Raw genomic sequence first — 25702 nt, forward strand, 5'->3', positions numbered from 1 at the left:
CACAAGTTCTTCTATAGTAGAAATACAAGCTCTAAATTAGAAATATAAATTTGAGCATTTTTTCCAAGTACTTTCATAAAATACCTCAATGAATTCTCTTAGTGCTTAGTTACTTATTTTCTGAAATAGAAAGCCCCATCTGGGGCTTTCTATTATGCTGCTATTTGTGAATGCTCTTTTTGCAAAGGCAACCAATTCTTCTTCTGCCCTTCAATTTTAGCCTTGAATTTTATTTTAAGACAGTTGCTACGCTTGTCTATTGCCCCAAACACTCGATAGGTAACCTCATTATCATGATTCGTTCCCCAACGTCCCTCCCAGAATCTACTCCAACCACTTCCCCCAGTAACTCCCCAAATGAATATCCAGAAAGCAGCAAGGTAGGTTATGTCAAATACTGTAGGATTTGATAACAATAATTCATACTCTCTTTGGATAAAATTTCCGGTGCTTATAAAGTTAAGCACAATCAGCAGAAGCACCTCCATTGATAGAACATTGTGATTTAGGGTTACTATTATTAATTACTCCTTCAGCCCCAATAACAGCATCTGACGATGCAGGTGTTGATGAGGTAGCTGATACACTACTTTCACCACCTTCAAAGGTTAAAACGCCATCAGACACAATGCCTTGTGTTACACTTGTTGCAGCAGTACTAATATTTTGAGCGGTAACTTTCGAACTATTTATTGTCGCATTTTGATTTGCATAAATTCCTAAAACCCATCTTCCTGGGATAGCGCTCGAACTTTGTGCAAAAATAATGTTATTAGTACTAAAAACATTTCCACCATTAGCAGAAATTCCATAAGCAATAGCAGTACTAAAGGAGTTAATTGTTGAGTCAGTTAAAAAAACATCACCCATGTTATTTACTATTCCTAAAGACTCCCCTGTTGAGTTATTTCTTGCGGTAATATTCACCTCTTGAGCTCTGATACTTCCTTGAGCAAAAATCCCATTTACCAGGCTATCTCCTCCTTCTGAATAAATAGAACTTCTATTTACCTCAACATTCCCCCCATCACTATCCACTCCAACCACAATACGAGGTCCTATAGCACTAATCACTGAATCATCTACAATTACCGTACCGGTATTGATGCCCCAAACCCCTAAAACAAAAGAAGAATCTCCTGTGGAGACAACCTTAATATTAGAGTTTCTGACAACTACATTAACGGGTGTAGCTAATTGATTTCCTATTACACCAAAAATTTGGCCAGCATCTGTACCTAACGCACTTAGTTCTGAATTAGTGACGTTTATAGCATTTAATGCAGATGCAGCTATAACAAATTGATCTCCTTCAGCGGATATAACCGCATTGTTTACTGAAAGATTATCACTTTCAATTCCATTAACCGTTACCCCTTGAGCACGCGCCACAACCGAGGCATTATTCACTGTAAGATTATTATCAGCACCTAATGCTGCTACTGAATTATCAATGACATTTATTTGTCCTGAATTAATTATATTCATGTCCTGAAACGAACCATTTCCGTACCACCATAAACCCCCATTAATAATAGGTCTAGCAAGAGTAGCGCTTGTTGTGAAATCGGCACTACGTCCAGATAATATTTGCCCATTACCTAAATAGACTACTTGACTACCATTATTAGCTGGAAGTGTATAATTCCCTGAGGCGAACCATAAATTCGCTGGTCGAGTTACTGTTGCTGTAATACCATCAGCAATAGATTGATTCAATGTTTGGCAAGGATGTTCTGCGGTACATATATTGGAATTAAAATTTGTATAGTTAGTGCCAGAAGGACTAAAAAACCAAATATCATTTATAATTTGCGTAGGTCCAGTTAATATATAACTTTCCCTAATAGGTATTGCAGCACCTGAAGGTTGGCGTGCAATATGACGAATAATGGGCTCCTCCATTCTATTTCTTAGCTGATTCACTTGTGTATAATCAGGCCCACCAAAACTTAAGCGCACTCCAAAGGAGAACCAGTTTTTATTTTGATTATCATAATTATCTTGCACTAATAATGATATGTTTTTTCCTGCATAAACTTCTATATTCGCTTCCCAACCATTCACAGAAGGAGCATTATGATAGTCGAAGTGATAAACGCCACCTCTTAGCCATACCCCTCCCGCTATAGGTATATAACGTCCTACCTCCCCTTCCACACCTACACCATATTCATGAGTTAAACTAACAGGAGCATCAATGAATGTATGACCACTTGTTTGTGCGATATTTGTTTTTCCTGAATCATGAAGAACAAATTGAGGCATGTTACTCGCCATCATGGAGAGATAAGGTTGACTTCGTTTCCCCATAGGAAAATAACCTTGTACTCGTGCTTCATGATGCTTGGTTAATAGCTCAAGTCCCGGATTTGCTATCCATGTGTGCAACTGATTATTCATTAGATTCATTCTTTGATAATCAGCAAAAAAGAAACCACCCAAAATAACTTCATCTGATTGTATGTTATGGATACTACGAATACCGGTTCCCATGCTAGCTACCATGGATTGATTTCGTCCTCCCATAAAAGCACCATCCACATATACTAAGCGGTCACTTTGCCCTAACACAGGAATCATTCCATCTACGAAACCAGCTAATTCACTACGACTAATTAAGCCTTGGCTAGTAAAACGAGAAGTCCAAGGACCTGCATGCCAATAGTTATTATAATTATTATAAAAATTTTGTAGTGATGATGTTGTTGCTACTTCATTAGCAAATAATATATCGGCAACCAAAAAGCCTAAGAGAGACGATATTAATTGTTTTTTGTACATAAAATCCCTTTTAACGTAGAGAAAACATGAAAATTTTCAAGACTATGTCTTTTATTGAATTGCGTATAAAAAACAATAAAAGCGAGAGGTGAATTTGCCTGCTCCTGCGTATAAACAATACTGGATTTCCTTGGTCTTTTGCAAGAGCTCTTTGAAACGATGATATGAACTAATCTAGAATTCAGCATAAGTTGAGTCGTTTTGACCCAACCGCTATGAGCAATGGCCTGCTCAAATTAAAGATTTTTCTTTAAACATTTCCCAATAAAACATGGATGTGTCTACTCCATCACACACTGAATGCTGTTCAAGGCGTTTTCCGCTAATTCCTGTGCCGGATAAAAAGTATCGTATAATGCGTTCAATATAAAATAAAACCTATAAGCGTCAAAACGTTTTAAATGGAGGAATTACAATATAATTAAATTAACATTATAGAGATCAAAATGAACTTGATTTATAACCAGGGTTTTCGAATCAATTAAGAACCTCATATATGCTTATAAGCTTCTTCTCATAAAGTCCACAAACCCATACTTTAATTTACCTTACAGCCGGTGGTCTTCACACCTACCTGACCAAAAACTGACTGAACCATTTTCTGATCAATACTCATATCTTTTGCGGCATACAGCACACCACAAGCACCTTGAACAAAATTAGTAGTAGGTGTCCAGTATTTGCTATTGGCAATAATCATCATCTGATAAGCCTGTTTAATACCTATATTTTTTGCCAACAAATAAAATGCCTTATTAAATACGCCACTGGCAGTATGTACAATAAAACTTTGTCTTTCTTGAGGATTAGAAATATGTGCTTTTGCATAAGCAACCAATTCTAGATAACTAATTGCGCAATAGGTCCCATGACTTTGAGCTAGATTTTTATCCAAACAATCAGCCGAACTACCATCTGAAGAAGGAAAATCCATAAAGCGTAGCGCTTTACCAAAAGAATCACGAACAATCGTTTCACCAATACCCCAAGTTACAGTATTTGGCTCCAAATAAAGTTTATTATAAAGCTGAGGAAATTTTTCCAAGAGATAAGCACGCGCTGCCTGGCCTGCCATATCGGATAAAGATTCATTGAGAGCACCTGATTGATCATGGTATTCAAGTCCCGAATGCTGTTCAGTAAAACCATGTGTTACCTCATGACCCGCTACGTCAAGAGATACCAAGGGATAGAAATCCTCGCCATCGCCAAAAGACATAAACTGTCCATCCCAAAAAGCATTATCATAATGTTGGCCAAAATGGACACGCATGACTAACTGCATTGGGGTTCCATTACTATGTTGCAGTGCATTGACCCCGTACCATTCTTTATACATATTCACTATGGTGTGGCCAAAATAATAAGCATCATTAGTTGGTGAAAAAGCACCATTGATGTTTTCTTCTACATTCTTGCTGCAAGGATATTGAAAAGGAGTGGTCAAAAGATCATTCCAATCCCAAGCCGATCCCAGATTAACAAGCTTTACCTTGGCGATATCCATGATGCATTGACTGCCATTTTGAGTTACTTCTAAAAAAGGCAATCCATCTCGCCCATACCAGTATTCATGAACTTTTTCATTGCCACCCGGACCACCATCCATAAAATTTTTTATGTTATTCCACTGCTTACTGATTTCGCCACTTTGTGCATCTACAATAAAAAATGGCCATGCCGGCTTGTTATCATTTTGAGTGGTTTTAAATGAAACTTGATAAACCAGTTGCAGTTCATTATTTTGATCTGCCCTAATTTGCAACTCACTCAATTCCTCATAAGTAGGCATTTGTGAGTTGAAGCTGAACCAAGATTTTTTGGCCAAGTTAACAGCCTCTTTTGACGTCAGTGTGGGCTTTGTATTCAGTTGGACGTCGTTAAGTAAATGTCCATTGACTTGCGCATCCTCTTTAGTAATCATAATTTGTGCGCCAACAACAGGGATTCCCTGGTACATTTGTTGGTATCTCATGATTGTTTTTGAGTGCTCTTGGGTCTGACTCACTTGCTGTAAGGCATTCTTTTCTGCCGATGGAGCGGCTGCACGAGCCCTTATGTTTGATTGTTGTTTGAGTGAAAATTGATTCAAACTACTTAATGGAGCTTGATATAAATCCAGCTCTGTTACAGCAAACGCATCATAAGTGACCAAAACAAAAGTAATGCTAAGAAATTTTTTTAACATAAAAATCACTCAAAAAATTTACACTGCCACCATAATGGCATGAAAATAAACAATCTACAAGTAAATTGTTCAAGTACCATTTCCCTTTTATAAGGAATACCCCCATGATAAGATCCCAAACTCTTGCAAAAAAGATGAGGTCTGTAATATGGTTGCATAACTATGCGCCCAGTTTAATTAAAAGGATGAATTTTATGCGTCGCGTGCAACAACTACTGTTATACTTTTTTCTTTTTTTTATCGTTCCTATTCAATCTTTATGGGCACTTGAATATTCCAAAACTGTTGAAAAAGCCAACTTAACCATTAGCACCGGCAAAAGTGGCGTCATTTGCTCCAAGTCATTGCAAAACTGTGTGATTCAAGTAAGTCAACCTCAATGTCTCTCAAGCCCGGGCGCTGTTACCATTACGAATAACTCCAAAATTCCTGCAAACAATATTCAGGCTTCTTCGGCAAACAGTTTTTTTTCCCTTTATGTCCTGCAAAATAATGGCTGTCCTGCCTCTTTGTTGCCCGGTAAAAGTTGCACCATTTCCTTTTTTACCAATACCTCAATTGCTTTCTTCATTTCCAGTGTCATGGTTAAAGGTACCAATACCAATGCCACATTCTTTGATATGCAGGCTGTAACATGTTCTGCTCAGCCGCAAGCACTACTCAACGTATCGTCTAATACGGTAAATTTGATCACCGGCGGTTCCCCCCAATCAATCGCCGTAACCAATATTGGTACGCTACCTGCTGCGAATGTTCAGGCGTCCATAGCATCATCACCTCCACTTGGCGTTGGCGTCATGAGTTTTTGTCCGGCACTTTTAATGCCTAACAATACGTGTCAAATCACTTATCAACCAGGAGCTACCCCGGGAAGTACCACTTCAACAGTCTTTGGAACAAATACGGCGAATACAATTCCAATAACAGTCAATGTAAGTTTATCGCCGACAACAATGCTTTCTGTTCCTACTAATGCAGTTATTCCTGCTGGTGATTCAGTGGGCGTTAATATCCCTGTGACGAATCTAACCAGCACTCCAGCATTTAACGTTAGAATTGTTTTACCTGCTCTCTGGGTGGCAGCTGGGGTTACCAGCTCCACATGTGCTGTTATCCCAGCAAACGGATCCTGCATGATAAATATTACCTCACCTTTCTTTACTGCTTTTGTTGCCCAAGGGGGAATATCAGTCACAGGGGATAATGTTATTTCACCGCCCTCAATTGCCTTGGCTTTTTCTATAGAAGGTTATTTAGTATATTCTGTAATCGATTCTTCAGTTTTTTTTGTAGTGCGGGATAGTGATGCAAGTTCAGGCTTTGTTTGGAGCATGAATCCTAATGATGTCCCTGGAATCACGGAAACTTCTACCAACCCACCCGAGAATTGCAATGGCGCGACCGATGGTTCCTGTAATTCAAATATACTGATTGAATTTTATGGAGGAGAGGTTCCTAATGCGGCTGAGTTATGTTATCAAATTACCGAAGATCATGGTGGCGAAGTACCTCCAGGGACTTGGTATTTGCCCGCGATTTGTGAATTAGGCATATTTACCCCAGGATTTCCTGGCAGCGCCAATGCAAATTGCCCTGCGAATACTCCCAATATTGCGAATAATTTATATAGTTTAGGATTTCTTCCTGAATTGGCAGTAAATGGCCGGTATTGGAGCTCTACTGAATCCAGCACTGACTCAGAAAATAACGCGTGGTTTCAGGAATTTTTTGCTAATGGAATGAGTACTCAGGGAACCATCATCAAAAACAATACTTATGGTGTTCGCTGTGTCCGGGTTTTTGCGCCGGCCTAACTAATGGACTTTTTTATATTAAGGATAATCAATATGATGTATATTAAAAAATGGATGCTCCTTTTTCTTGGCCTCTACGCTACTTTTTCTGCATCCCATGCAGGAGTTGTGGAGCGTTACTTGCAAAAAAAACAAGAAGAAAAAGCTCCTTTAATTGCTGAAAAAACCATTCAACTCGCATATTTTAAACAATTAATTGATCATAATGATCCTGTCATGGGAACATTTTCTCAACGTTACTATCTTGATGAAACATATGGTCCTAAAGAGGATTCACCGGTATTTTTCTATATTTGCGGCGAATCCGCCTGCACGAAGCGCGCCCTAAACGGCGCGATCAGAAATTACGCCCAAAAATTTCATGCCAAACTCGTTGCCCTGGAACATCGATATTATGGTGAAAGTTTACCTTTCAATTCGTTGTCAACTAAAGACTTACGTTTCTTAACCACAGAAGCAGCTTTAGATGATTTGGCTTATTTCCAGCGCCATTTAAAAAACGAAAAAAACTGGACCGGGAAATGGGTGGCTTTTGGTGGTTCTTATCCCGGCTCTTTATCCGCTTATTATCGCTTAAAATTTCCTTATTTAGTGGTTGGTGCTTTGGCTTCATCCGCACCAGTAATGGCTAAAGAAGACTTTGTTGAGTACGATGCGCATGTCACCCAAGTTGCCGGCTTACATTGCGCCAATCAAATGCGGGAGGTAGTCAGTGAAGTGGAAGCCAGTTTGAGTAACCCTGCGACGTTGGCACAAATGAAATCATTGTTTGATGCATCTGCAGTTGCTGATCCAGTTGATTTTTTATATTTGATTGCTGATACCGGCGCTGCAGCAGTGCAATACGGAATGCGGGATGCTTTTTGCGCCAATTTATCGGCAAGCCCAACACCACTCCAAGGTTATGCCGAATTTGCTAGAAAATTATATCAAGACATGCAGGTTAATGCAGTAGAGATGACAGCCCAGGGTGCAATGAGTGAAAATCCCAGCGATTATAAAGATGGTTTAGGAATGCGTCAGTGGTATTATCAATCATGCAGGGAATACGGTTATTGGCAAAATGCCCATCCTAATTCTGCACTTTCTACCCGTTCTTCATTAATTAATATGGAGTATCACCACAGTGTCTGTCAACGCTTGTTTGGTCTCACTCAACCGGCCAATACAACGGAACTTAATAATACCTTATACTTTCCCTTAATGGACATTCTGGCATCTAATATCTATTTCACTAATGGGGAAAACGATCCCTGGTCCACTCTTTCTTTGGCGGAAAAAAATGGGAACGCGATGAACCCCAAACTAACTTATCAATTGATTCAAGGAGCAGCTCATTGCGACGATTTACATAGCCCCTCTTCGCTTGACTCCTCCGCTTTAATCGCTGCTCGCAAAACAATGGAATCGTTATTGACTGAGTGGCTTGAGTAAAAGTTCGCTTAAACTTTCCTCTCAATAGGAGAGGGGCGTAAAAGGTTCTATCAATAGATTTCTTCGGAACTCGCTAGAAGTCTATTGCTATTTGGGACGATTTAGCGGATGCTCATCTTCGCCTTCGTTTTTGGCACCACTCAAACGCTCTTTCATCATAACTGTTGCCTGTCCGGGTAATCGCTCTAAAGCACGCCGTTTATCCAGAGCATCAATAAATTGGGAGGGAGATAATGCCTTCAGTTTTTCGCTAACCGGTAATTGCAGCAAAGGAGAAGGGATATCCTCCTCAACACCTTTTTTTTGCAACTCGTGCATCAGCTGCTCATTTAATTCTTTAATAGCAGCCATAGTACAAATCCCTACAAATGGAGAGCAAATAAGGGTTACTGGACTTTTATCTTCCGCACGAAAATTTTCCTGGGCTGAAGTATCTTGATGAATGAGCCCATGATAAATAGGACCTATAAGTTGTGCATCATGGATTTCACGTTGAATTATCGCAAATTTATTTTCCAATTGCTGTAACCAGTCATCACCTAAATATTTTTTTAGAAATTCTTTTAGTTCATCACGCTCAATTAACTTATCCAGCTTAATCCTATATTCCTCGCTATAGAGAAATTCAGACAAGACGAATTCATCTTCTTTTTGATAATTTGGATGGAGTAACATGGGAGCACCTTTTGCTTTAATCTCAAAAACCATAGCCTGGGAAGAAATATCAACACCTTTGGAAAAGCCTTCTTTTAATGCTTTTTGAGCATCAGAATACAATTCCGCTAAAGGAGAGGATTCCATGATTAACCCAGAACGCTCAAGTACAGCCAAATCGCGCGCAAGAGCAGCTAAATCAGATAAAGCGCCTAATTTAGATAGTGTTAATTTCTGATAATCGTCAGAACGAATTTCATGCCAATGTCTTGATTTAAACGTTATATTTCTTAGCATATTTATCACGGCAAAACTAATTCCTGTATCTTGCTGCTCCAATTTTCCTAACTCAAGAAGTTGTTTGTTTAATCCCAGATTACTTATTGATTTTTCTAAAAAAGTGATCACTTGCTTTTTTTCTTCGGCTGTTAACTCAATACCTGAACTTTGTTTATCCGTTTGGATAATCCGTTCCAGCAAAAATAATGCGTCCAGATCTTCGCTGCTAAGTCCTGTTCCCTGAATTATCTCTTCTTTAGTCATAAATCACCTGGTCATGTGTATGAGTAATACCGAAGCATAATTTCTTCGACTAAATTATTGACAAAGTTAATAAGTAAGCTAGGAAATAACTCATCGTTAATGTTTTCTTGTGCTTGAAAAAGCAAATATTGCTGCGCAATAAAACTGACCATCTCATTAACACGCTCTGGTTTTGCCAAATAAAAAAAACAATCGGGCAAAGCGATTAGGATTTTATGAATCAGTTTCTGCGCATCAGTATCTGAAATACCCAAAACCAGAGGTATTGCTGAACTTGAGCTGTATTTACTATGTAAATTGGCTTCACAGTATTGATCTACAATCCTATAGATTTCTTTGGCAGACTGCTCTTTCCGTGGGTGCACAAGTTTTACTCCTATTCCCTCACTTATTTCACTATTAATAATTCAATTTTAGACTAAATTTAGGGTCTGTTCCCATTGGTGTTTCGATGCTCGAAAATTTAGCCATTTTGACTCAATCCAGCGAAAAGGGATCAGAGCCTAGTAAAATCGGGTTAAATACAGTCGCATTGGAAAACTAGAATCTGCCACTACGAAAATCATCCAGCGCTTGTATTATTTCTTCCTGGGTATTCATTACAAATGGCCCATGACGGGTAATCGGTTCATGAAGTCTGGCTGCTGCAATCATAATACATTGGCTTGCTGTCTCACCTTTCAAAAATAAAACCTCTCCGCCTCCAAGTTTTGCCAAAGTATCGTGTTGAACTAATTGCTCACCTATGCGAACGGTTCCGGAAATCACCAGTAGAATAGCTTGGTAATCATTAGGGATATGTTGTTGTATGCTTGCACCAGGAGGCAAAATAATATCAAATAATAAAGGTTGTGTGGCAATACCCGAAATTGGCGAATGGGTTCCTTTATCTGTCTTCCCCGCAATAACCTTTATTTGAGCACCGGTATCATTGGTCTCCACGGGCAATTGGGCGCTTTGCATTTCTTGATAACGTGGAGCACGCATTTTCTCTAACGCGGGTAAATTCAACCACAACTGTAACCCATGTAATCTGCCATTGGGTGAAGGCATTTCCGAGTGAATAATTCCTTTGCCAGCAGTCATCCATTGAACATCTCCTGCGCCAATAACTCCTTTATGCCCTTTATTGTCTTCGTGAGTAATACTGCCATCAAGTAAATAAGTAATCGTCTCAAAACCACGATGTGGATGAGGAGGAAAACCCGCCATATAATCTAAAGGATCAGCACTATTGAAATAATCGAGTAAAAGAAGAGGTTCAAAATCATTGCTCCTCTCGATACCAATGTAGCGATGTAATTTTACACCACCACCTTCACGAACCAGGATACCTTTGATTAATCGCTCTACTTTAATTTCGCTCATGAATACACTCCATGTTAGCTAACTAAAACATAATTTCCATCATTGCTATATAGCATAGTCTAAAATCCGCCATCCGCTATAGATGTAAAAGTTAAGCTTTCAAAACAATGGTATGAAAAGCCGTTCCGAAAGCTAATGTTTTACTGGCGCGGATCTCGTTGAGTACGCAGTATCTATGATTAAGGCTCCTCCTGGAAAAGAGCAAGTAACATTACCGATAACAGTACCCTAAATGTACCGCTTTAAATGATGAAACAAAATTTCTTTTCTTAGCTTCCAGTAAACTGAAAGTTAAAAAACAGGTCATTGTAACTAGTTTATGAAAAGTCATTCTCCTTGCAAGAACGATTTAATTTAAGGGTATAAAACTTAATCCAGATCAAATTAAATCTTCTGCTGCTCGTTCTTTTATAGCAAGCGTGCTCCCCGGCTCTCGACGCTTAAAATGTTTACGGCACGTCGATGAATACATATTATTACCGCCAATAACCACTTGCTCACCTTCGGTAATCACCTCACCCTGAGCATTTAATCGTAAGATCATGGTTGCTTTACGCCCGCAGTGGCAGATGGTTTTAAGCTCAACCAACTCATCCGCCCAAGCTAAAAGATATTGGCTTCCCTCAAATAACTCACCACGAAAATCAGTACGTAATCCATATGCGAGCACAGGAATACCCAATTCATCAGTAATTTCCGTTAATTGGTGAACTTGTACCCGCGTTAAAAATTGAGCCTCGTCCACCAAAACACAAGCGTATTTTTTTTCTTGCATTAGAACTTGCTTGTACAGATCGTCTTCAGGATTAAAAATCAAAGCGTGTTCCGATAAACCAATACGCGAATGGATAGCACCATGCTGATAACGATTATCTATTGCCGGTGTGAATAACAAAGTATCCATACCGCGTTCACGATAGTTATAACTTGATTGCAAGAGAACCGTACTTTTCCCTGCATTCATTGCTGCAAAATAAAAATAGAGTTTTGCCATTGGAGCGTTTCGTTTTTTAAAATACTCTCATCATACCCAAATCATTTGCCAATGGTCTACAATGCTAACCTAATTCATTAAATTCATGCGATTTTAGGAGTATTTTTTGATATAGTAAAAAATATCTTTCCCCTGTAGGGGCTGTTTTACATAGAATGAAGTAATTTCAAATATTGCATGAGATAACTATAATGAAAATAAAAACTTTATTTGTCCTCTTGATTTTAATGGCCACCGCACCCCTAAGCCAGGCGGACGTTCTGCTTAAGGACACTCAAGGCAATACTATTTCTTTTGCCTCTTTGAAAGGTAAATGGGTACTTATTAATTACTGGGCGGGCTGGTGCAAAACGTGTATTGAGGAAATTCCCGAATTGAATCGATTTTATCAAAAACACGAAAAAGATCCTGTTGTATTATTTGCAGTAAATTACGATGGACTCCCAATACATAAGCAAAAAAGGCTCATTCAAAAATTCAATATTCAGTATCCCTCTCTTGTTACAGATCCGGCGCTTGCATTAGGACTAGGTGATATTATTGGAGTACCGGTTACTTTCGTCATTAATCCCAAAGGCGAGCTTGTTAATACCCTTTATGGCGGCCAAGACCTTAAGACTTTGGATATGGAGATAGAAAAGACATAAATTATAGAAGCGAAGGCTCAAAGCACTCGGATCTCCATGTTAATGTCTATTCAAATGGCGCTAAGCACTTACCAAAGTGGAGTGTAGCGAAATTGCGCTTCCCATATCAGGAGTTCTCACTCGCAAACAAACGTTGTTTTTGTGCTTGAGTTATCCGAATTTTCAACAGCCAATCACCGTCTTCATTGTGTGACTCACTTAAAACAGAGCCCAATTCATACAGTTGTGAGCGTAATTTCGCTTGGGTCGCTTTAAGTACTACATTTTCAATAAGCACTGCTCCATGCAATTGAGTACTAATTGCTTCTTTAAGTAAATCCAACCCTAAATTTGCTGCGGCAGAGATCCAGACTTTACAGCGCTTTTCCTGATAATCAATCTTAGGAGTCCACCCCTCCTTTAAATCAATTTTATTGAACACTTGTATTACAGGGATATCATGCACGCCCAATTCATCTAAAACTTGTTGCACTGAAAAAACATTATCTCGCCAATGAGCGTCAGAAATATCAATGACATGCAATAATAAATCAGCCTGCTGTGTCTCTTCCAGAGTAGCGCGAAATGCCTCTACCAATTGATGAGGTAAATCGCGAATAAAACCTACTGTATCCGTTAAAATCACTGAGGAAGAACCAGGTAAGTTGAGTTGACGCATGGTGGGATCCAAAGTAGCAAACAACTGATCTGCCACATAAATGCTTTCACCAGTCAATGCATTGAACAAAGTGGATTTACCCGCATTGGTATAACCTACTAAAGACACTGTAAGCAAAGAAGCTTTACGTCTGGCCTGTCGGTTTTGGTCACGACTACTACGTACTTTTTCCAAACGTTTATTAATGTATTTGATGCGTTCTCGCAATAAACGACGGTCTGTTTCTAATTGCGTTTCACCAGGGCCTCGTAATCCTATACCTCCTTTTTGCCGTTCCAAATGCGTCCAACCACGTATCAGGCGCGTTGATAAATGTTGTAATTGCGCCAACTCGACTTGCAATTTCCCTTCGAAAGTTCGTGCGCGCTGAGCAAAAATATCGAGAATCAAACCGCTTCTATCTACCACGCGGCATTCAAATAAACGCTCCAGATTTCGCTCTTGCGATGGGGACAATTCATGGTTGACCAGAACCAACTCTGCATCAAGTGCTTTAACCAGCTGCGCAATTTCTTCCGCCTTGCCTTTACCGATATAATACTTAGCATCAGGAGTTGCTCGAGTGCCTAAAACACAATCTAATATTTCCGCTTTTGCTGAAAGTGCTAATTCTTCAAATTCCTGCAATGCCTTATCTGCATCAACTCCCGGCAGTGCTAGTTGCACTAATACCGCTCGCTCACCACCTTGAGGACGTTCAAACACTAACTTATTCTCCGAAAAAAACTGAATCCGCGGTTGAGTACAAGCAAAAGCCACCCCTGAGAGATATATAAATTTTCAGAAGTGCTTTCACTCAGATATGAATTATCTTCTCATTACCGGAATTCAGGTTGAGCCCAAGGCTCAACCTGCAATGGATACTGAAATTTTTCTAGTCTGCCACAGTTCCTTCGCTTCCACCAGTTTCGTCTTCAACAGGCATTTTTATTGCGCGTGAAGGAACAACCGTAGAAATGGCATGCTTATAAACCATTTGTGTAATCGAATTTTTCAGCATGACTACGTATTGATCAAAAGAATCCACAATACCGTGTAATTTGATTCCGTTCACCAAAAAAATGGATACAGGCACCTTTTCTTTGCGTAATTCATTTAAAAAGGGGTCTTGTAATAAATGAGTTTTAGACATTGCCCACTCCTTGTTGTTATTGTATTTTTTAAAGGCAAAACATGCATCTGATCACTTATTCGACATTTTTTCGTAAAACTTTAGATTAATTTCATGACAGTTCGATTTTAATCCGTTAATATAGTCTCCAAATTTAACTCTGATGTCAGTAAAAAGGAATTTCGGTAGCATTTTATGCCGGAAGAGAGCAAAGGAAATAACATTTATTTTTTGTTGAGGTAACTCCTTTGTATAGGGGCTGTTTACATTTCGCTAACTTGAGCCAAAATGACCTGATTTTCGAGCACCCGACGCGTGGCATACACGCAGTATGGGAACATCGGCGCACAGAATGTCAGGACAGTTTGGCCAATAAAGTGGAAATAGAAACAGACCCTAATTGTTCATTACACTTTCTCATCTTTATTTAAGGAGGATTAAATGGCATTTACTCGTATAGAAATAATTGCGCTAGAAAATCCCTATGAGCAACTAAGCGATGGTGACGCATTGGCAAAGAATGCGGAGATGCTCAATACATTAAGCGATAAAGAACAAGTCGCACTTGCTACTAAGATAATTGCTGCTTGTCCCGAAGCAAAATTCAAACAATATGCTCATCACATTAGAGCATTAGGGAATTTAACCAAAAGCGAGGATACATTCCACTCTGTACTCTCTGAAGCATACCAAGTCAGACAGCGCATCAACTCATTACTTGACTCTCGCAATAAAGCACCCCATGTTTTATTTTTAGGAAAGGAATTTAATCCCGCCCCGTTCCATCGTTTCAGCACTTTAGCCAAGCACGTATTGGAAAGCAATGAGCCTGTGATTGCAGAACGCGTCGCCTTGTGCACACCCGAACAGGATCGCAGCCAAGTAGCTCATAATATAAGCACTACGTTCCCCAAGCATAGTCTTGCAGAAAAAGTTCAGATCGCATTTATGATGCGGCGGAATATAGAAAGACTGTTATTAGGAGACAATCCAGAGAAGTTTTTTACAAGTCGCGATTACAATAAAGATAGCTGCAGGATGTTCATCAATATGTTTCGTGCCTTATTAAAAGGCCACGAAGAAACAATCGGTGAAAAATTATGCGCTATCCAATCTGAAAGCGCGCGAGCATCAGTCAAGCGTCACTTAGAGTTGCTGCACACTGAAGTATTTGATGAAACAAATCCATTCAAACTCATCGCTAATTCCCTGAGTGCAAAAGAAAGCTCTGAACAAAAGAAAACGGGAGCTCAAACCACAAATCCGTATGGTTATTTTAATAGCAGATCACTAACACCTCCGTTGAGCATAATGCCAACCAATGATGCTAATGAAAAAGAACTCTCCCAGCGTAACGAAGAGGAAGAATATGATGAAAGCACGCTTAGTGACTCATTCACCAGCACTTCACTTTAAATACATCTGCCCTTACAAAGTAAGGGCACTTTTTTTTGATCCTTAATTGCAAGAGAGGTAAGTTAATGACGCAAGAAAAACTGACTATCGCGTTAGTACAAGAAAAATGGCACGAAAACCCTAAAGAACATCAAGATAAGCTAGCCTCTGGGATTCATGCTGCAGCACAACAAGGAGCATCTGTAGTTTGTTTGCAAGAGCTTACGCTAAGTCCTTATTTTTGTACTCGTTCAGATGTAAATTCGACTCCATTTATGGAAGATATTCATACTGGTCCAACTGCCCAATTTGTCAGCAAAATGGCAAAGGCACATAATGTATGCATTACTGCCTCATTGTTTGAAAAAGCTGGCTATAATACTGCTGTGGCATACAGTAATAAGGGTGAGCTTATTGGCGTAACCCGAAAACAACATATCCCCAGCGGTGAAAAATACCATGAAAATTTCTATTTTAAACCCGGCGACTCCAATTACCCGGTGCATCACATCGCAGCACACAAATGGGGATTACCTACCTGTTATGATCAATGGTTTCCTGAGCTGTCACGAATTTATGGTTTAAAAGGAGCGGAAATTTTAGTTTATCCCACAGCAATAGGCGGGGAGCCCACTGCTCCGGAGATAAATACACAACCGATGTGGCAAAAAGTTATGGTTGCGCAAGGAATCATGAGTAATACATTTATCATTGCAGCCAATAGAATAGGTTGTGAAGATGGATTGGAATTTTATGGTAGCAGCTTCATTAGCACGCCTATGGGTGAAATTTTAGTGCAAGCCTCTCGCGACAAGCCTGCGGTATTAGTAGCGGAATTAGACTTTAGCCAACGCGCATTATGGGGAAGATTATTTCCTTTTGCACAACAGCGAGAGCCTTCCACCTACCATGAACTTGTAAAATCACGTTAATCCCTTTGGAATATTGATATTATGAACATCAGTGCACCATCTGAAGAAAATTTATATAACATCAACAACTGGGGTGAGGGATACTTCAGTATTAATACCAAAGGGAATATTGAAATCAGCAAGGCACCAGGTAAACCTGGTGTTGAACTGCAAGCTATTGTTAACGCGGCAAGCAGGACGGGGCTTCATTTGCCGCTTCTCATTCGTTGTTCCGATATCTTACATGACCGCGTGCACCGCATTTATGAAGCATTCTCCCAGGCCATAGAAGAAAATGAATATAAAGGCCACTACAAACTGGTTTATCCCATTAAAGTAAACCAAGAACAAAGCGTGGTTAGAGAGTTGCTGAAATCACCCAATCATTCTATAGGACTGGAAGCTGGCTCAAAACCCGAGCTCATGGCTGTAATTGGCATGCTCAGCAATCATCAAAACAGTACGATTGTTTGTAATGGTTATAAGGACAGCTATTATATACGCACCGCATTAATCGCCCAGCAAATGGGGCATAAGGTCTTTATTGTTATTGAGAAAATCTCTGAACTGGATATTATTTTAAAAGAATCTGCTCGCTTGAAAATAAAACCATCTCTTGGCGTGCGTATCCGTTTAATCACTAAAAGTGCAGGCAAATGGGAACATACTGGTGGCGTCAAATCCAAATTTGGCCTTACAGCAAAGCAGGTACTTGAGTTAATCAATCAATTAAAAGCGCACGATATGCTCGATTGTTTGCAACTGATGCATTGTCATTTAGGTTCACAAATTGCCAATATTCATGATATTCGTCATTGTATGCAAGAAGTATCTCGTTACTATGTTGAATTACGCAAATTAAATGCGCCCATAGATACGATTGATGTTGGGGGTGGGCTCAGCGTGGATTATGAAGGCACTCATTCAAACCAAGGCTGCTCCATGAACTACAGTTTGCATGAATATGCCACGCATATTCTCCTTGCAATTCAATATCTTTGCCAGGAGGCCAATGTCCCAGAGCCCAACATTATTTCAGAATCGGGAAGAGCATTAACAGCCCATCATGCAGTTTTAATTTCTGATATCAGTGATATTGAAATAATTAATAAGTCGCCCTCACTTCCAGAAATTACCGATGAAGACTCCCATGTGATTCGTGATATTTATGATACGTATCATTCAATAACAGCAAGCTCACCTATCGAGATATATAACTATGCAGAGCATTCATTGAATGAAGCCCATTCTTTGTTTAAGCATGGCGTGATTAGTTTGCAAGAAAAAGCCAAGGTAGAAGCGTTCTATACCAATATATGCATGGAGCTTAAAAAGCGGCTCAATGTAGAAAATCCTGCTGAAGAAACTTTATTAGCAAAAATCAACGAAGATATGGCAGTTAAAGTGTTCTGTAATATCTCATTCTTCCAATCGATTCCTGATGCCTGGGCTATAGGACAAATTTTTCCAATCGCACCTATTTCACAACTTACAAAAACACCAGCCATGCACAGTGTATTGCAAGATTTAACCTGTGATTCAGATGGTACTATTAAAGAATATCTTGGCAGTTCTTGCGTTAACTCAACGTTAATGCTTCCTCCATATGATAGTAATAACCCTTACTCATTGGGCTTTTTCTTGGTAGGTGCTTATCAGGAAATATTGGGTAATTTACATAATTTATTTGGGGATACCAATTCGCTGGATGTTAAACTCTTTGACGATGGACAGTTTGAACTGAATGATTTGGTGAGTGGCGATACAGTAACTAACGTTCTGAATCTCGCTCACTTTGATACTAAAAAATTAGTGCAATCCTATGAGAAACAATTAATTCATGCTGAATTACCTAAAGAGACAACGCTTTTATATTTAAATGAATTAAGAAGCATTTTTTCTCAATTAACCTATTTAGACGAAAACATTCGGAGAAGATAAGATGACACCAAAACAAAGTGGATTTTTTATGCCTGCGGAATGGCATCCACATGAGCGATGCTGGATGGCATGGCCTTGTCACCTTGAAACCTGGTCTAAGATAGGTCTACACAAAGCACGTACAGCGTATGCTCGCGTCGCCCAAGCTATAGCTCAATATGAACCAGTAACCATGTTAGTGAACCCTGGAGATGAAGAATCCGCTCAAAGCCTATGTGGCGAGGGCATTACATTATTTACTCTTCCTATCAATGACTCATGGACAAGAGATACAGGTCCTACCTTTTTATTAAATCAGAAACACCAATTAGCCGGTGTTGATTGGATCCACAATGCTTGGGGCGGTAACTATCAAGATTGTGCCCTGGATAACCAAATTGCAACAGCAATCATAAAGCAAACTCAGGCTTTATCCTTTTCCGCACCTTTGGTTATGGAAGGAGGTTCATTCCATGTAGATGGTGAAGGCACCATTTTAACGACTCGTGAATGCTTGCTGAATAAGAATCGAAATCCACAACTCACGCAGCAAGAAATTGAAAACTATCTGAATAATTTTCTGGGCGGTCAAAAAATTATTTGGTTAAATAAAGGATTATTAGGTGATGAAACGGATGGCCATATTGATGAAATTGCCTGTTTTACAGCACCAGGAAAAGTTTTATGTCTTATTACTCATGACAAAAATGACCCAAACTATTCTATGCTCCATGAGAATCTGGAAATTCTTAAATCAGCAACTGATGCGAAAGGGCGAAAGTTAGAAGTTTATACTGTAGAGCAACCCCCAGCGACTTATCTTGCTGGCGAACGATTGACCTTGTCCTATATCAATTTTTATTTGGCAAATAAAGGAATTGTCATGCCTGCTTTCGGTTATGAAAAACAAGATAAAGCAGCCTACGAATTATTCACGCACTTATATCCTGATTATCAAATTACCCAAATTGATGCACTGGATGTATTTGCAGGCGGCGGCGGGATTCATTGCATTACACAACAGCAACCGAAGACAACACACGTTACTCTTTGAGAAATTTCTTACATGCTGTTGCTCTATCTGCGCAATGACAACGGACATCAAAATACTATACTGTAACTCAAAGGGATGACACGGATTTGTCTGACAGGAAGTCAAACTAAGGGACCAGTACATAGGACGTACTTCGCTGCAAGGATGCAGCACACTACACACTCAATATATACCTACAACGCATTGTTATTTATCAATTATATCGCCTAACCATAAGCCACGTTTTTAAGCAAATGGGCATTGTTCCTGAGTAACAGATAGCCCCCTTCATTGAGTATTTATTACCTTCTCATTATTTCAAAATTGGATTTAAGATTTATTGCAGAACCATGGGTTTTTTCCTATTTTAGCGAGTATACGTTCTGCAATACCTCAAAAAACCGTATCAGAATTCGTAGGAAAGAATGCAAATGAAAGCATTGTGACCGCCGCACGTCGCTACCGCATCAATGTGTACTATTAAATTCTCCAAATTCAGGTTATTTTTTATATCGAACTTACGTGAGCTAGTACAAGCCCGCATGTATGATCATATGCTTCCTGCGCTGTGTCTGATAAGTGCCTGATTTCAGATAAAGTATCTGCAGGTAACGTTTTTAGATAAGCCAAAATTTTTATTCGCTCTTCTGCAGGGCGTTTATCGGCAGAACGAGCTATCATTTCCAAATTATCTTTTCTACCTATTTTGAATTGCATAAACATCTGCGCTTTACATTGACTTATACTGGTAACTCCATCGCCCGACAAACACGCAGTAGAAGGGGTGGTCAAAACTGCATCCATAATGCCGCCATCTTTTGTTCGCATTAAGGCAGTATTTACGTGCGTTGGGTCCACATTAGTCGTTAAACCAATAATATAAGGCCCAGTCAAGGTAGCATCGTCATGAATAGCGCCAGGAGCAATCACAAGCCCCCAACCATAGCTGACTTTAATAGAAACGATTGCATATTCATTCTCTTTGACTTTCCTTGCAACCGTATAGGATCCGCCACAAGATGGATGCAGTGGTATGGCCAGATGAGGGAAATCATTGTGCGTTTCCAGATAAACTCCACCACCCTTTGGGGTTTTAATATACTTGTCGAAATACTGGGCATGGACATCATAACGAAATAACATTAAATCGTGACTCGTTCCAAAATCAATTGAGGTGGATTCAGTTAAATGCACTAACTTCACGCCATATGCTGCTAAAAACTCGTCTGAGGCATAAAGGGCATTAATAACCGGTATACTCAATGAATCACTTGATGGCATTTGTATGGTCCCAAACCCTCCAAATGCATTGGAACTCCCATCCGTAGCGCTCGCAGGCATTTCATATTGGGTAAACCATTGTGCATTAAACAACGCTTCTTTTAATGTAACGCGAAGTGCTGGTCTTTTTGCAGGAGGTAAATCTTGAGCCGGTAAATTTGTAGCATCAATTAATTTAAACTGACCTGAATTTCCTTTTTGTGGTTCGAGTACTTGATGCAATGCACGGGCAACCATTCCCTCTGTACCATCATCTAATTTTCGGTTAACAATAGCACCACGTGCAGAGTTCTCATATTTCAGAATTTGGTCCTTGCTAAGACTACTCGCATCGATACAATGCGTTCCAGCTTCTAAAGCAGCACATATTTTTTTCGTCGACATATTGGTATATTTTTAAACATTTTGCATATTTTAATAAATAAAACTTAAGAAAATATTAATGAACTGAGATGCACTCGCAACGAGATAAGGCGATTTTTTTACGGTGTTAACCCAGGCATGTATAATGGATACATGTTAACCAACAAGAAAAAAGCATGAATCAAAGCAATTCTCTTATTAGCAAAGGCCTGTTTTTACGTCGCACTACAGACGGTTTAATAAATGAAACGATAAATTATTTTTCAGTTAGTTCAATAACTTAATGATTAATGTATTTCATTTCATGGAAACTTTCGACATATCCCAATAAACTCTTGCAAAAAAGATAGGGTCTGTAATATGGTTGCATAACTATGCGCCTAGTTTAATTAAAAGGATGAATTTTATGCGTCGCGTGCAACAACTACCTTTATATTTTTTTCTTTTTTTTATCGTTCCTATTCAATCTCTATGGGCACTCGGGTCATCCAAAACTGTTGAAAAAGCCCAATTAACCATCAGCACCGGTAAAAATGGTGTCATTTGCTCCAAGTCATTGCAAAACTGCATGATTCAAGTGAGCCAACTTCAATGCTTGCCAAGCCCAGGTACTGTTATCATTACGAATAACTCCAGAGTTCCCGCAAACAATATTCAGGCCTCTTCGACAAACGGTTTTTTTTCCCTTTATGTCCTACAAAATAATAGTTGCCCAACCTCGTTGTTACCCGGTAGAAGTTGTGCCATTTCCTTTTTTACCAATACCTCAATTGCTTTTTTCATACCTAGTGTTATGGTTAAAGGAACCAATACCAACGCCACCTTCTTTGACATGCAGGCCATACAATGCGCTCCTGCACAAACTACCATTAGTGCTCCAACGAACGCGGTTATTCCTACCAATGATTCAGTTGGTGTTGATATTACTGTAAATAATCTTACCAGTACCCCAGCGTTAAATGTCAGGCTCAATTTGCCTGCTTTCTGGAGCAATGTCACCAGCAGCACGTGTGCTGTTATTCCAGCAAACGGCTCATGTGTCATACATATCGCATCTACAGCATTAACTCCTTTCGCTCCTCAGGGAGGTATATTAGTTACTGGTGATAACGTGATCTCACCTCCTGCAATCGCCTTAGCTTTTTCTATCAATAATTTCTTAATCTATTCTGTATCACCTCCCTTTGCTAATGTCATCGCAGATACTGATTTTTCTGCTGTTCCTTGGAGCACAGTCAATATGAACATACCTGGAATTACGGAAGCCTCTACAAATCCTCCCGATAATTGTAATGGTGCCACTAATGGATTCTGTAATACCCAGGAAATAACAAGTTTTGATCCCATGGCTATTGCCGCCGGTAACTGCTATTTTGAATCACTTCCTATGGCTGCTTGGTATCTACCTTCTATTTGCGAACTGGGTACTTCAGGTAGTGCGGGTTGCCCTGCTAATGCCTCAACAATTTTTAACTTATTTAGTTTAGGATTTACTGCAGGATTATCTGGGCAGTATTGGAGTTCTACTGAATCCAGCGCTAATCCCGCTAATAATGCATGGTTTCTGAATTTTTCTAATCAGGGTCTTCAAGGAATTACTAGTAAAGGAAGCTCATTGAATGTTCGCTGTGTCCGTTCAATTTTACTAAGTTAAGAAAAATAAAAGGCCTGCTAGAAATAGAAACCGATGAAAACGGCAGGCCTGATTGAGCAACTGTTTACTTGAATGGCTGGGTTGAGCGTAAATTGTGAGAAGATTTTTCTAAGCAGGTGTAGCCTACATCAATGTGTGAGCAGAGAAATTTTCTCACAAAATGAGAAAAATGCAGCCGCTCCCTGATTGAGGCTGAACAGGTATATATAAAATAGATTTGGAAGTTATGCAGATGTCGCGTGATCACTAAAATAATAGGATCACGCAAGAAATTTTTAGACGTCTATATTTTCTGCCTCTAAGGCATTATATTCAATAAACTCTCTTCTAGGCTCAACGTTATCACCCATTAATGTAGTGAAAATGGCATCAGCAGCAACAGCATCTTCAATACTGACTTGCAGCATACGGCGAACCGCTGGATCCATCGTTGTCTCCCAGAGTTGATTGGGATTCATTTCTCCCAGACCTTTGTAACGCTGAATAGCCTGGCCTTTTTTCGCTTCCTCCATGAGCCAGTATAAGGCTTGCTCGAAGTTTTCTACTACTAACTCCTTGTCACCTCGTTTGATATAAGCCCCTTCTTCTACCAGACTTGCCAATTTGGATCCTAGATTTACCAATTCTTTATAGTCTTTTGAATAGAAGAATTCAGCATTCATGGGGATGTCATTTTCCATCCCATGCTGTGTAACAATTATTTGCGGTATAAATTGATTCGTATCCTCTATTGTATGTACCACAACTTGGTATTGTTCTGTCTTGCTTCCAAGCTGTTGCAAGCTTAAATGCAACTGTTTACACCAATTAGCTATTTTTTCTTGCTGATTAAAATCATCATTTTGTAAAATAGGTAAATAGGCAACACGCTTCAGTATATCTGCTGGATATCTTCTTTTATAACGTTTAATAATTTTTTCAACACGTCGATACTGCTGTACTAACTCTTCTAGGGCTAAAGAGGTAATTGGAGGCGTATCTTTTCCTGGATAAAATGCAGCTCCATCCAAAGCACTTTGTGTTAAATATTCAAACAATGCCTCATCATCTTTTACATATTGCTCTTGTTTTCCACGCTTCACTTTATACAAAGGTGGCTGAGCGATATAAATGTAACCACGCTCCAATAACTCAGGTGTTTGTCTGTAAAAGAAGGTAAGTAATAAAGTTCTAATGTGTGATCCGTCAACATCAGCATCCGTCATAATGATAATACGATGATAGCGAACTTTATCCGGATCATATTCATCTGGCCCTATGCCACAGCCTAAAGCAGTAATAAGAGTAGCAACCTCTTGAGATGCAAGCATCTTATCAAAACGTGCTTTTTCAACATTCAATATCTTTCCCTTGAGCGGCAAAATTGCTTGGAACTTTCTATCTCGCCCTTGTTTTGCTGAGCCACCCGCTGAATCTCCTTCTACCAGATAGAGCTCAGACAATGCTGGGTCTTTTTCTTGACAATCAGCAAGTTTTCCAGGCAAACCAGCAATATCTAGTGCCCCCTTACGGCGAGTCATTTCTCGAGCACGGCGCGCTGCTTCTCTTGCGCGTGCAGCATCGATTATTTTACCAACAATTGCTTTTGCGCTGGATGGATTTTCCAAGAGGAAATCATTGAATTTTTCAGCAACACTGGACTCAACGACTGATTTTACTTCCGAAGAAACTAACTTATCCTTTGTTTGTGAAGAGAACTTGGGATCAGGTACTTTAACAGAAAGCACTGCGGTTAATCCTTCTCGAGCATCATCACCTGTTGGAGATACTTTAGCTTTTTTAGCATAACCTTCACTTTCGATGTAGTTATTTAAAGTTCTTGTTAATGCAGCTCTGAACCCAGCCATATGTGTTCCGCCGTCACGCTGAGGGATATTATTTGTAAAGCAATAAAGTGTTTCTTGATAAGAATCATTCCACTGCATAGACAGTTCAACAACAATGTTATCTTTTTCAGCGGTCATAGAAAAAACGGTGGGCATAATAGTATTTTTATTTTTATTGAGATGCTCCACAAATGCCGTGATTCCACCTTCATAATGAAAAGTGTCTTGCCTTTGGGATCTCTCATCGAATAAATGGATGCAAACACCTGAATTTAAATAAGATAATTCTCTTAGCCGTTTTGCTAAAATATCATAGTGAAACTCAATATTAGAAAACGTTTCGGCACTTGGTTTAAACCAAATTTGAGTTCCGGTTGTCGATGCATCTCCTGTTTCTGCCATTGGCGCATCTGGAACTCCATTACGGTAATGTTGCTCATGGATTTTACCATGACGACGTACGGTTAAATGTAATTCCTCGGATAAGGCATTAACTACAGAAACACCCACTCCATGCAAACCACCCGATACTTTATAAGAATTATCATCAAATTTACCACCGGCGTGAAGCACTGTCATAATCACTTCAGCAGCGGATCGCCCTTCTTCTTTATGAATATCGACGGGTATCCCTCGTCCATCATCTTTTACAGTAATTGACTCATCGGTATGAATGGTAACAAATATCTCTTTGCAATGGCCCGCCAGTGCTTCGTCTATAGAGTTATCAACAACTTCAAAAACCATGTGATGCAGGCCAGTGCCATCATCTGTATCACCAATATACATCCCTGGTCTTTTTCTTACTGCATCTAAACCCTTTAGGACTTTAATATTATTTGAATCATAACTGGCATCAACGCTCATTAGTGGTCCTCTTAACCCTATTGTGGTGTTCTAAATACTTTATCATAGCATATTTTGTCCTATGTTTATATCTCATTAGGGAACTTTAAGCTTAGCCTGAACTGGTCATAGTTGCTCTAAGAATATGGATTATGGCCTATTGAAAACTCGCTGAACTGAGCCTACTTGGGCGTGATTTTAGGAGTACCGGTAAAGTATGTTGAATAACCGAACACATATAACTCCATCATTGTAACTGCTCAGGCAGTTTTAAGCTT

19 protein-coding genes are annotated in these 25702 nt (G+C 39.4%); 8 read left to right on the top strand and 11 right to left on the bottom strand.

Annotated elements, in window-relative coordinates; all coding sequences use genetic code 11:
• Positions 1 to 152: 152 nt before the first annotated feature.
• From A8O27_RS10640 to A8O27_RS10650, 3 genes are all read right to left on the bottom strand, one after another.
• Entirely contained in the window at positions 153 to 467 is a 315-nt protein-coding gene (locus A8O27_RS10640) for a hypothetical protein (protein ID WP_058459559.1), read from the bottom strand.
• Positions 460 to 2784 carry a hypothetical protein gene (locus A8O27_RS10645; protein WP_058459560.1) on the bottom strand — a complete coding sequence of 775 codons (2325 nt, stop codon included), beginning with the start codon at positions 2782 to 2784 and terminating at the stop codon, positions 460 to 462. Before A8O27_RS10645 ends, A8O27_RS10640 begins: the two co-directional genes overlap by 8 nt.
• Positions 2785 to 3322: 538 nt before the next feature.
• Entirely contained in the window at positions 3323 to 4972 is a 1650-nt protein-coding gene (locus A8O27_RS10650; protein ID WP_058459561.1) for a M4 family metallopeptidase, read from the bottom strand.
• A gap of 194 nt (positions 4973 to 5166) precedes the next feature.
• On the opposite strand from A8O27_RS10650, the gene A8O27_RS10655 reads away from it, so the two are divergent.
• Together A8O27_RS10655 and A8O27_RS10660 are read left to right on the top strand one after the other, a co-directional pair.
• The gene (locus A8O27_RS10655; RefSeq protein WP_160116259.1) at positions 5167 to 6786 is read left to right on the top strand and encodes a COG1361 family protein; all 1620 of its coding nucleotides are present in this window, start codon (positions 5167 to 5169) and stop codon (positions 6784 to 6786) included.
• A gap of 33 nt (positions 6787 to 6819) precedes the next feature.
• Positions 6820 to 8220: a S28 family serine protease gene (locus tag A8O27_RS10660; protein ID WP_174223895.1), complete on the top strand. Its 1401-nt coding sequence runs from the start codon at positions 6820 to 6822 to the stop codon at positions 8218 to 8220.
• 87 nt (positions 8221 to 8307) lie between these two features.
• Here the strand turns inward: A8O27_RS10660 and A8O27_RS10665 are convergent, their stop codons facing one another.
• From A8O27_RS10665 to A8O27_RS10680, 4 genes are all read right to left on the bottom strand, one after another.
• Positions 8308 to 9417, bottom strand: a complete 1110-nt coding sequence (locus A8O27_RS10665) for a hypothetical protein (RefSeq protein ID WP_064115088.1) — start codon at positions 9415 to 9417, stop codon at positions 8308 to 8310.
• 11 nt (positions 9418 to 9428) lie between these two features.
• On the bottom strand, positions 9429 to 9782 hold the full coding sequence (locus A8O27_RS10670; protein ID WP_058459563.1) for a hypothetical protein: 354 nt from the start codon (positions 9780 to 9782) through the stop codon (positions 9429 to 9431).
• 175 nt (positions 9783 to 9957) lie between these two features.
• A complete protein-coding gene (locus tag A8O27_RS10675; protein ID WP_058459564.1) occupies positions 9958 to 10785 on the bottom strand; it encodes a pirin family protein in 828 nt (275 codons plus the stop codon).
• A gap of 379 nt (positions 10786 to 11164) precedes the next feature.
• Entirely contained in the window at positions 11165 to 11779 is a 615-nt protein-coding gene (locus A8O27_RS10680) for a thymidine kinase (RefSeq protein WP_058459565.1), read from the bottom strand.
• A gap of 188 nt (positions 11780 to 11967) precedes the next feature.
• Between A8O27_RS10680 and A8O27_RS10685 the strand changes: the two genes are divergently transcribed.
• Entirely contained in the window at positions 11968 to 12426 is a 459-nt protein-coding gene (locus tag A8O27_RS10685; RefSeq protein ID WP_374930666.1) for a TlpA disulfide reductase family protein, read from the top strand.
• A 106-nt stretch (positions 12427 to 12532) separates the two neighbouring features.
• Here the strand turns inward: A8O27_RS10685 and hflX are convergent, their stop codons facing one another.
• Both hflX and hfq read right to left on the bottom strand, forming a co-directional pair.
• Entirely contained in the window at positions 12533 to 13789 is a 1257-nt protein-coding gene (gene hflX / locus A8O27_RS10690) for a ribosome rescue GTPase HflX (protein WP_058459567.1), read from the bottom strand.
• Between the two features lie 169 nt (positions 13790 to 13958).
• Positions 13959 to 14216: an RNA chaperone Hfq gene (gene hfq, locus A8O27_RS10695; RefSeq protein WP_058459568.1), complete on the bottom strand. Its 258-nt coding sequence runs from the start codon at positions 14214 to 14216 to the stop codon at positions 13959 to 13961.
• Between the two features lie 420 nt (positions 14217 to 14636).
• Here hfq and A8O27_RS10700 point away from each other — a divergent pair, with 420 nt between their 5' ends.
• The 4 genes from A8O27_RS10700 to A8O27_RS10715 all read left to right on the top strand — a co-directional run bounded on the left by A8O27_RS10700 (position 14637) and on the right by A8O27_RS10715 (position 19475).
• Entirely contained in the window at positions 14637 to 15611 is a 975-nt protein-coding gene (locus tag A8O27_RS10700) for a lpg0008 family Dot/Icm T4SS effector (RefSeq protein WP_058459569.1), read from the top strand.
• 65 nt (positions 15612 to 15676) lie between these two features.
• The gene (locus A8O27_RS10705) at positions 15677 to 16522 is read left to right on the top strand and encodes a carbon-nitrogen hydrolase (RefSeq protein WP_058459570.1); all 846 of its coding nucleotides are present in this window, start codon (positions 15677 to 15679) and stop codon (positions 16520 to 16522) included.
• Between the two features lie 21 nt (positions 16523 to 16543).
• The gene (speA, locus tag A8O27_RS10710) at positions 16544 to 18442 is read left to right on the top strand and encodes a biosynthetic arginine decarboxylase (RefSeq protein ID WP_058459571.1); all 1899 of its coding nucleotides are present in this window, start codon (positions 16544 to 16546) and stop codon (positions 18440 to 18442) included.
• Position 18443: 1 nt separating this feature from the next.
• A complete protein-coding gene (locus A8O27_RS10715; protein WP_058459572.1) occupies positions 18444 to 19475 on the top strand; it encodes an agmatine deiminase family protein in 1032 nt (343 codons plus the stop codon).
• Between the two features lie 486 nt (positions 19476 to 19961).
• Here A8O27_RS10715 and A8O27_RS10720 read toward each other — a convergent pair whose 3' ends face one another.
• Positions 19962 to 21119 carry a hypothetical protein gene (locus A8O27_RS10720; protein ID WP_058459573.1) on the bottom strand — a complete coding sequence of 386 codons (1158 nt, stop codon included), beginning with the start codon at positions 21117 to 21119 and terminating at the stop codon, positions 19962 to 19964.
• A 385-nt stretch (positions 21120 to 21504) separates the two neighbouring features.
• On the opposite strand from A8O27_RS10720, the gene A8O27_RS10725 reads away from it, so the two are divergent.
• On the top strand, positions 21505 to 22752 hold the full coding sequence (locus tag A8O27_RS10725; RefSeq protein WP_058459574.1) for an Lcl C-terminal domain-containing protein: 1248 nt from the start codon (positions 21505 to 21507) through the stop codon (positions 22750 to 22752).
• Positions 22753 to 23027: 275 nt separating this feature from the next.
• On the opposite strand, the gene gyrB is transcribed toward A8O27_RS10725, so the two are convergent.
• Positions 23028 to 25445: a DNA topoisomerase (ATP-hydrolyzing) subunit B gene (gyrB, locus tag A8O27_RS10730; protein WP_058459575.1), complete on the bottom strand. Its 2418-nt coding sequence runs from the start codon at positions 25443 to 25445 to the stop codon at positions 23028 to 23030.
• Between the last annotated feature and the right edge of the window lie 257 nt (positions 25446 to 25702).

The sequence above is a fragment of the Legionella bozemanae genome, assembly GCF_001648595.1.
Lineage (GTDB): Bacteria > Pseudomonadota > Gammaproteobacteria > Legionellales > Legionellaceae > Legionella > Legionella bozemanae.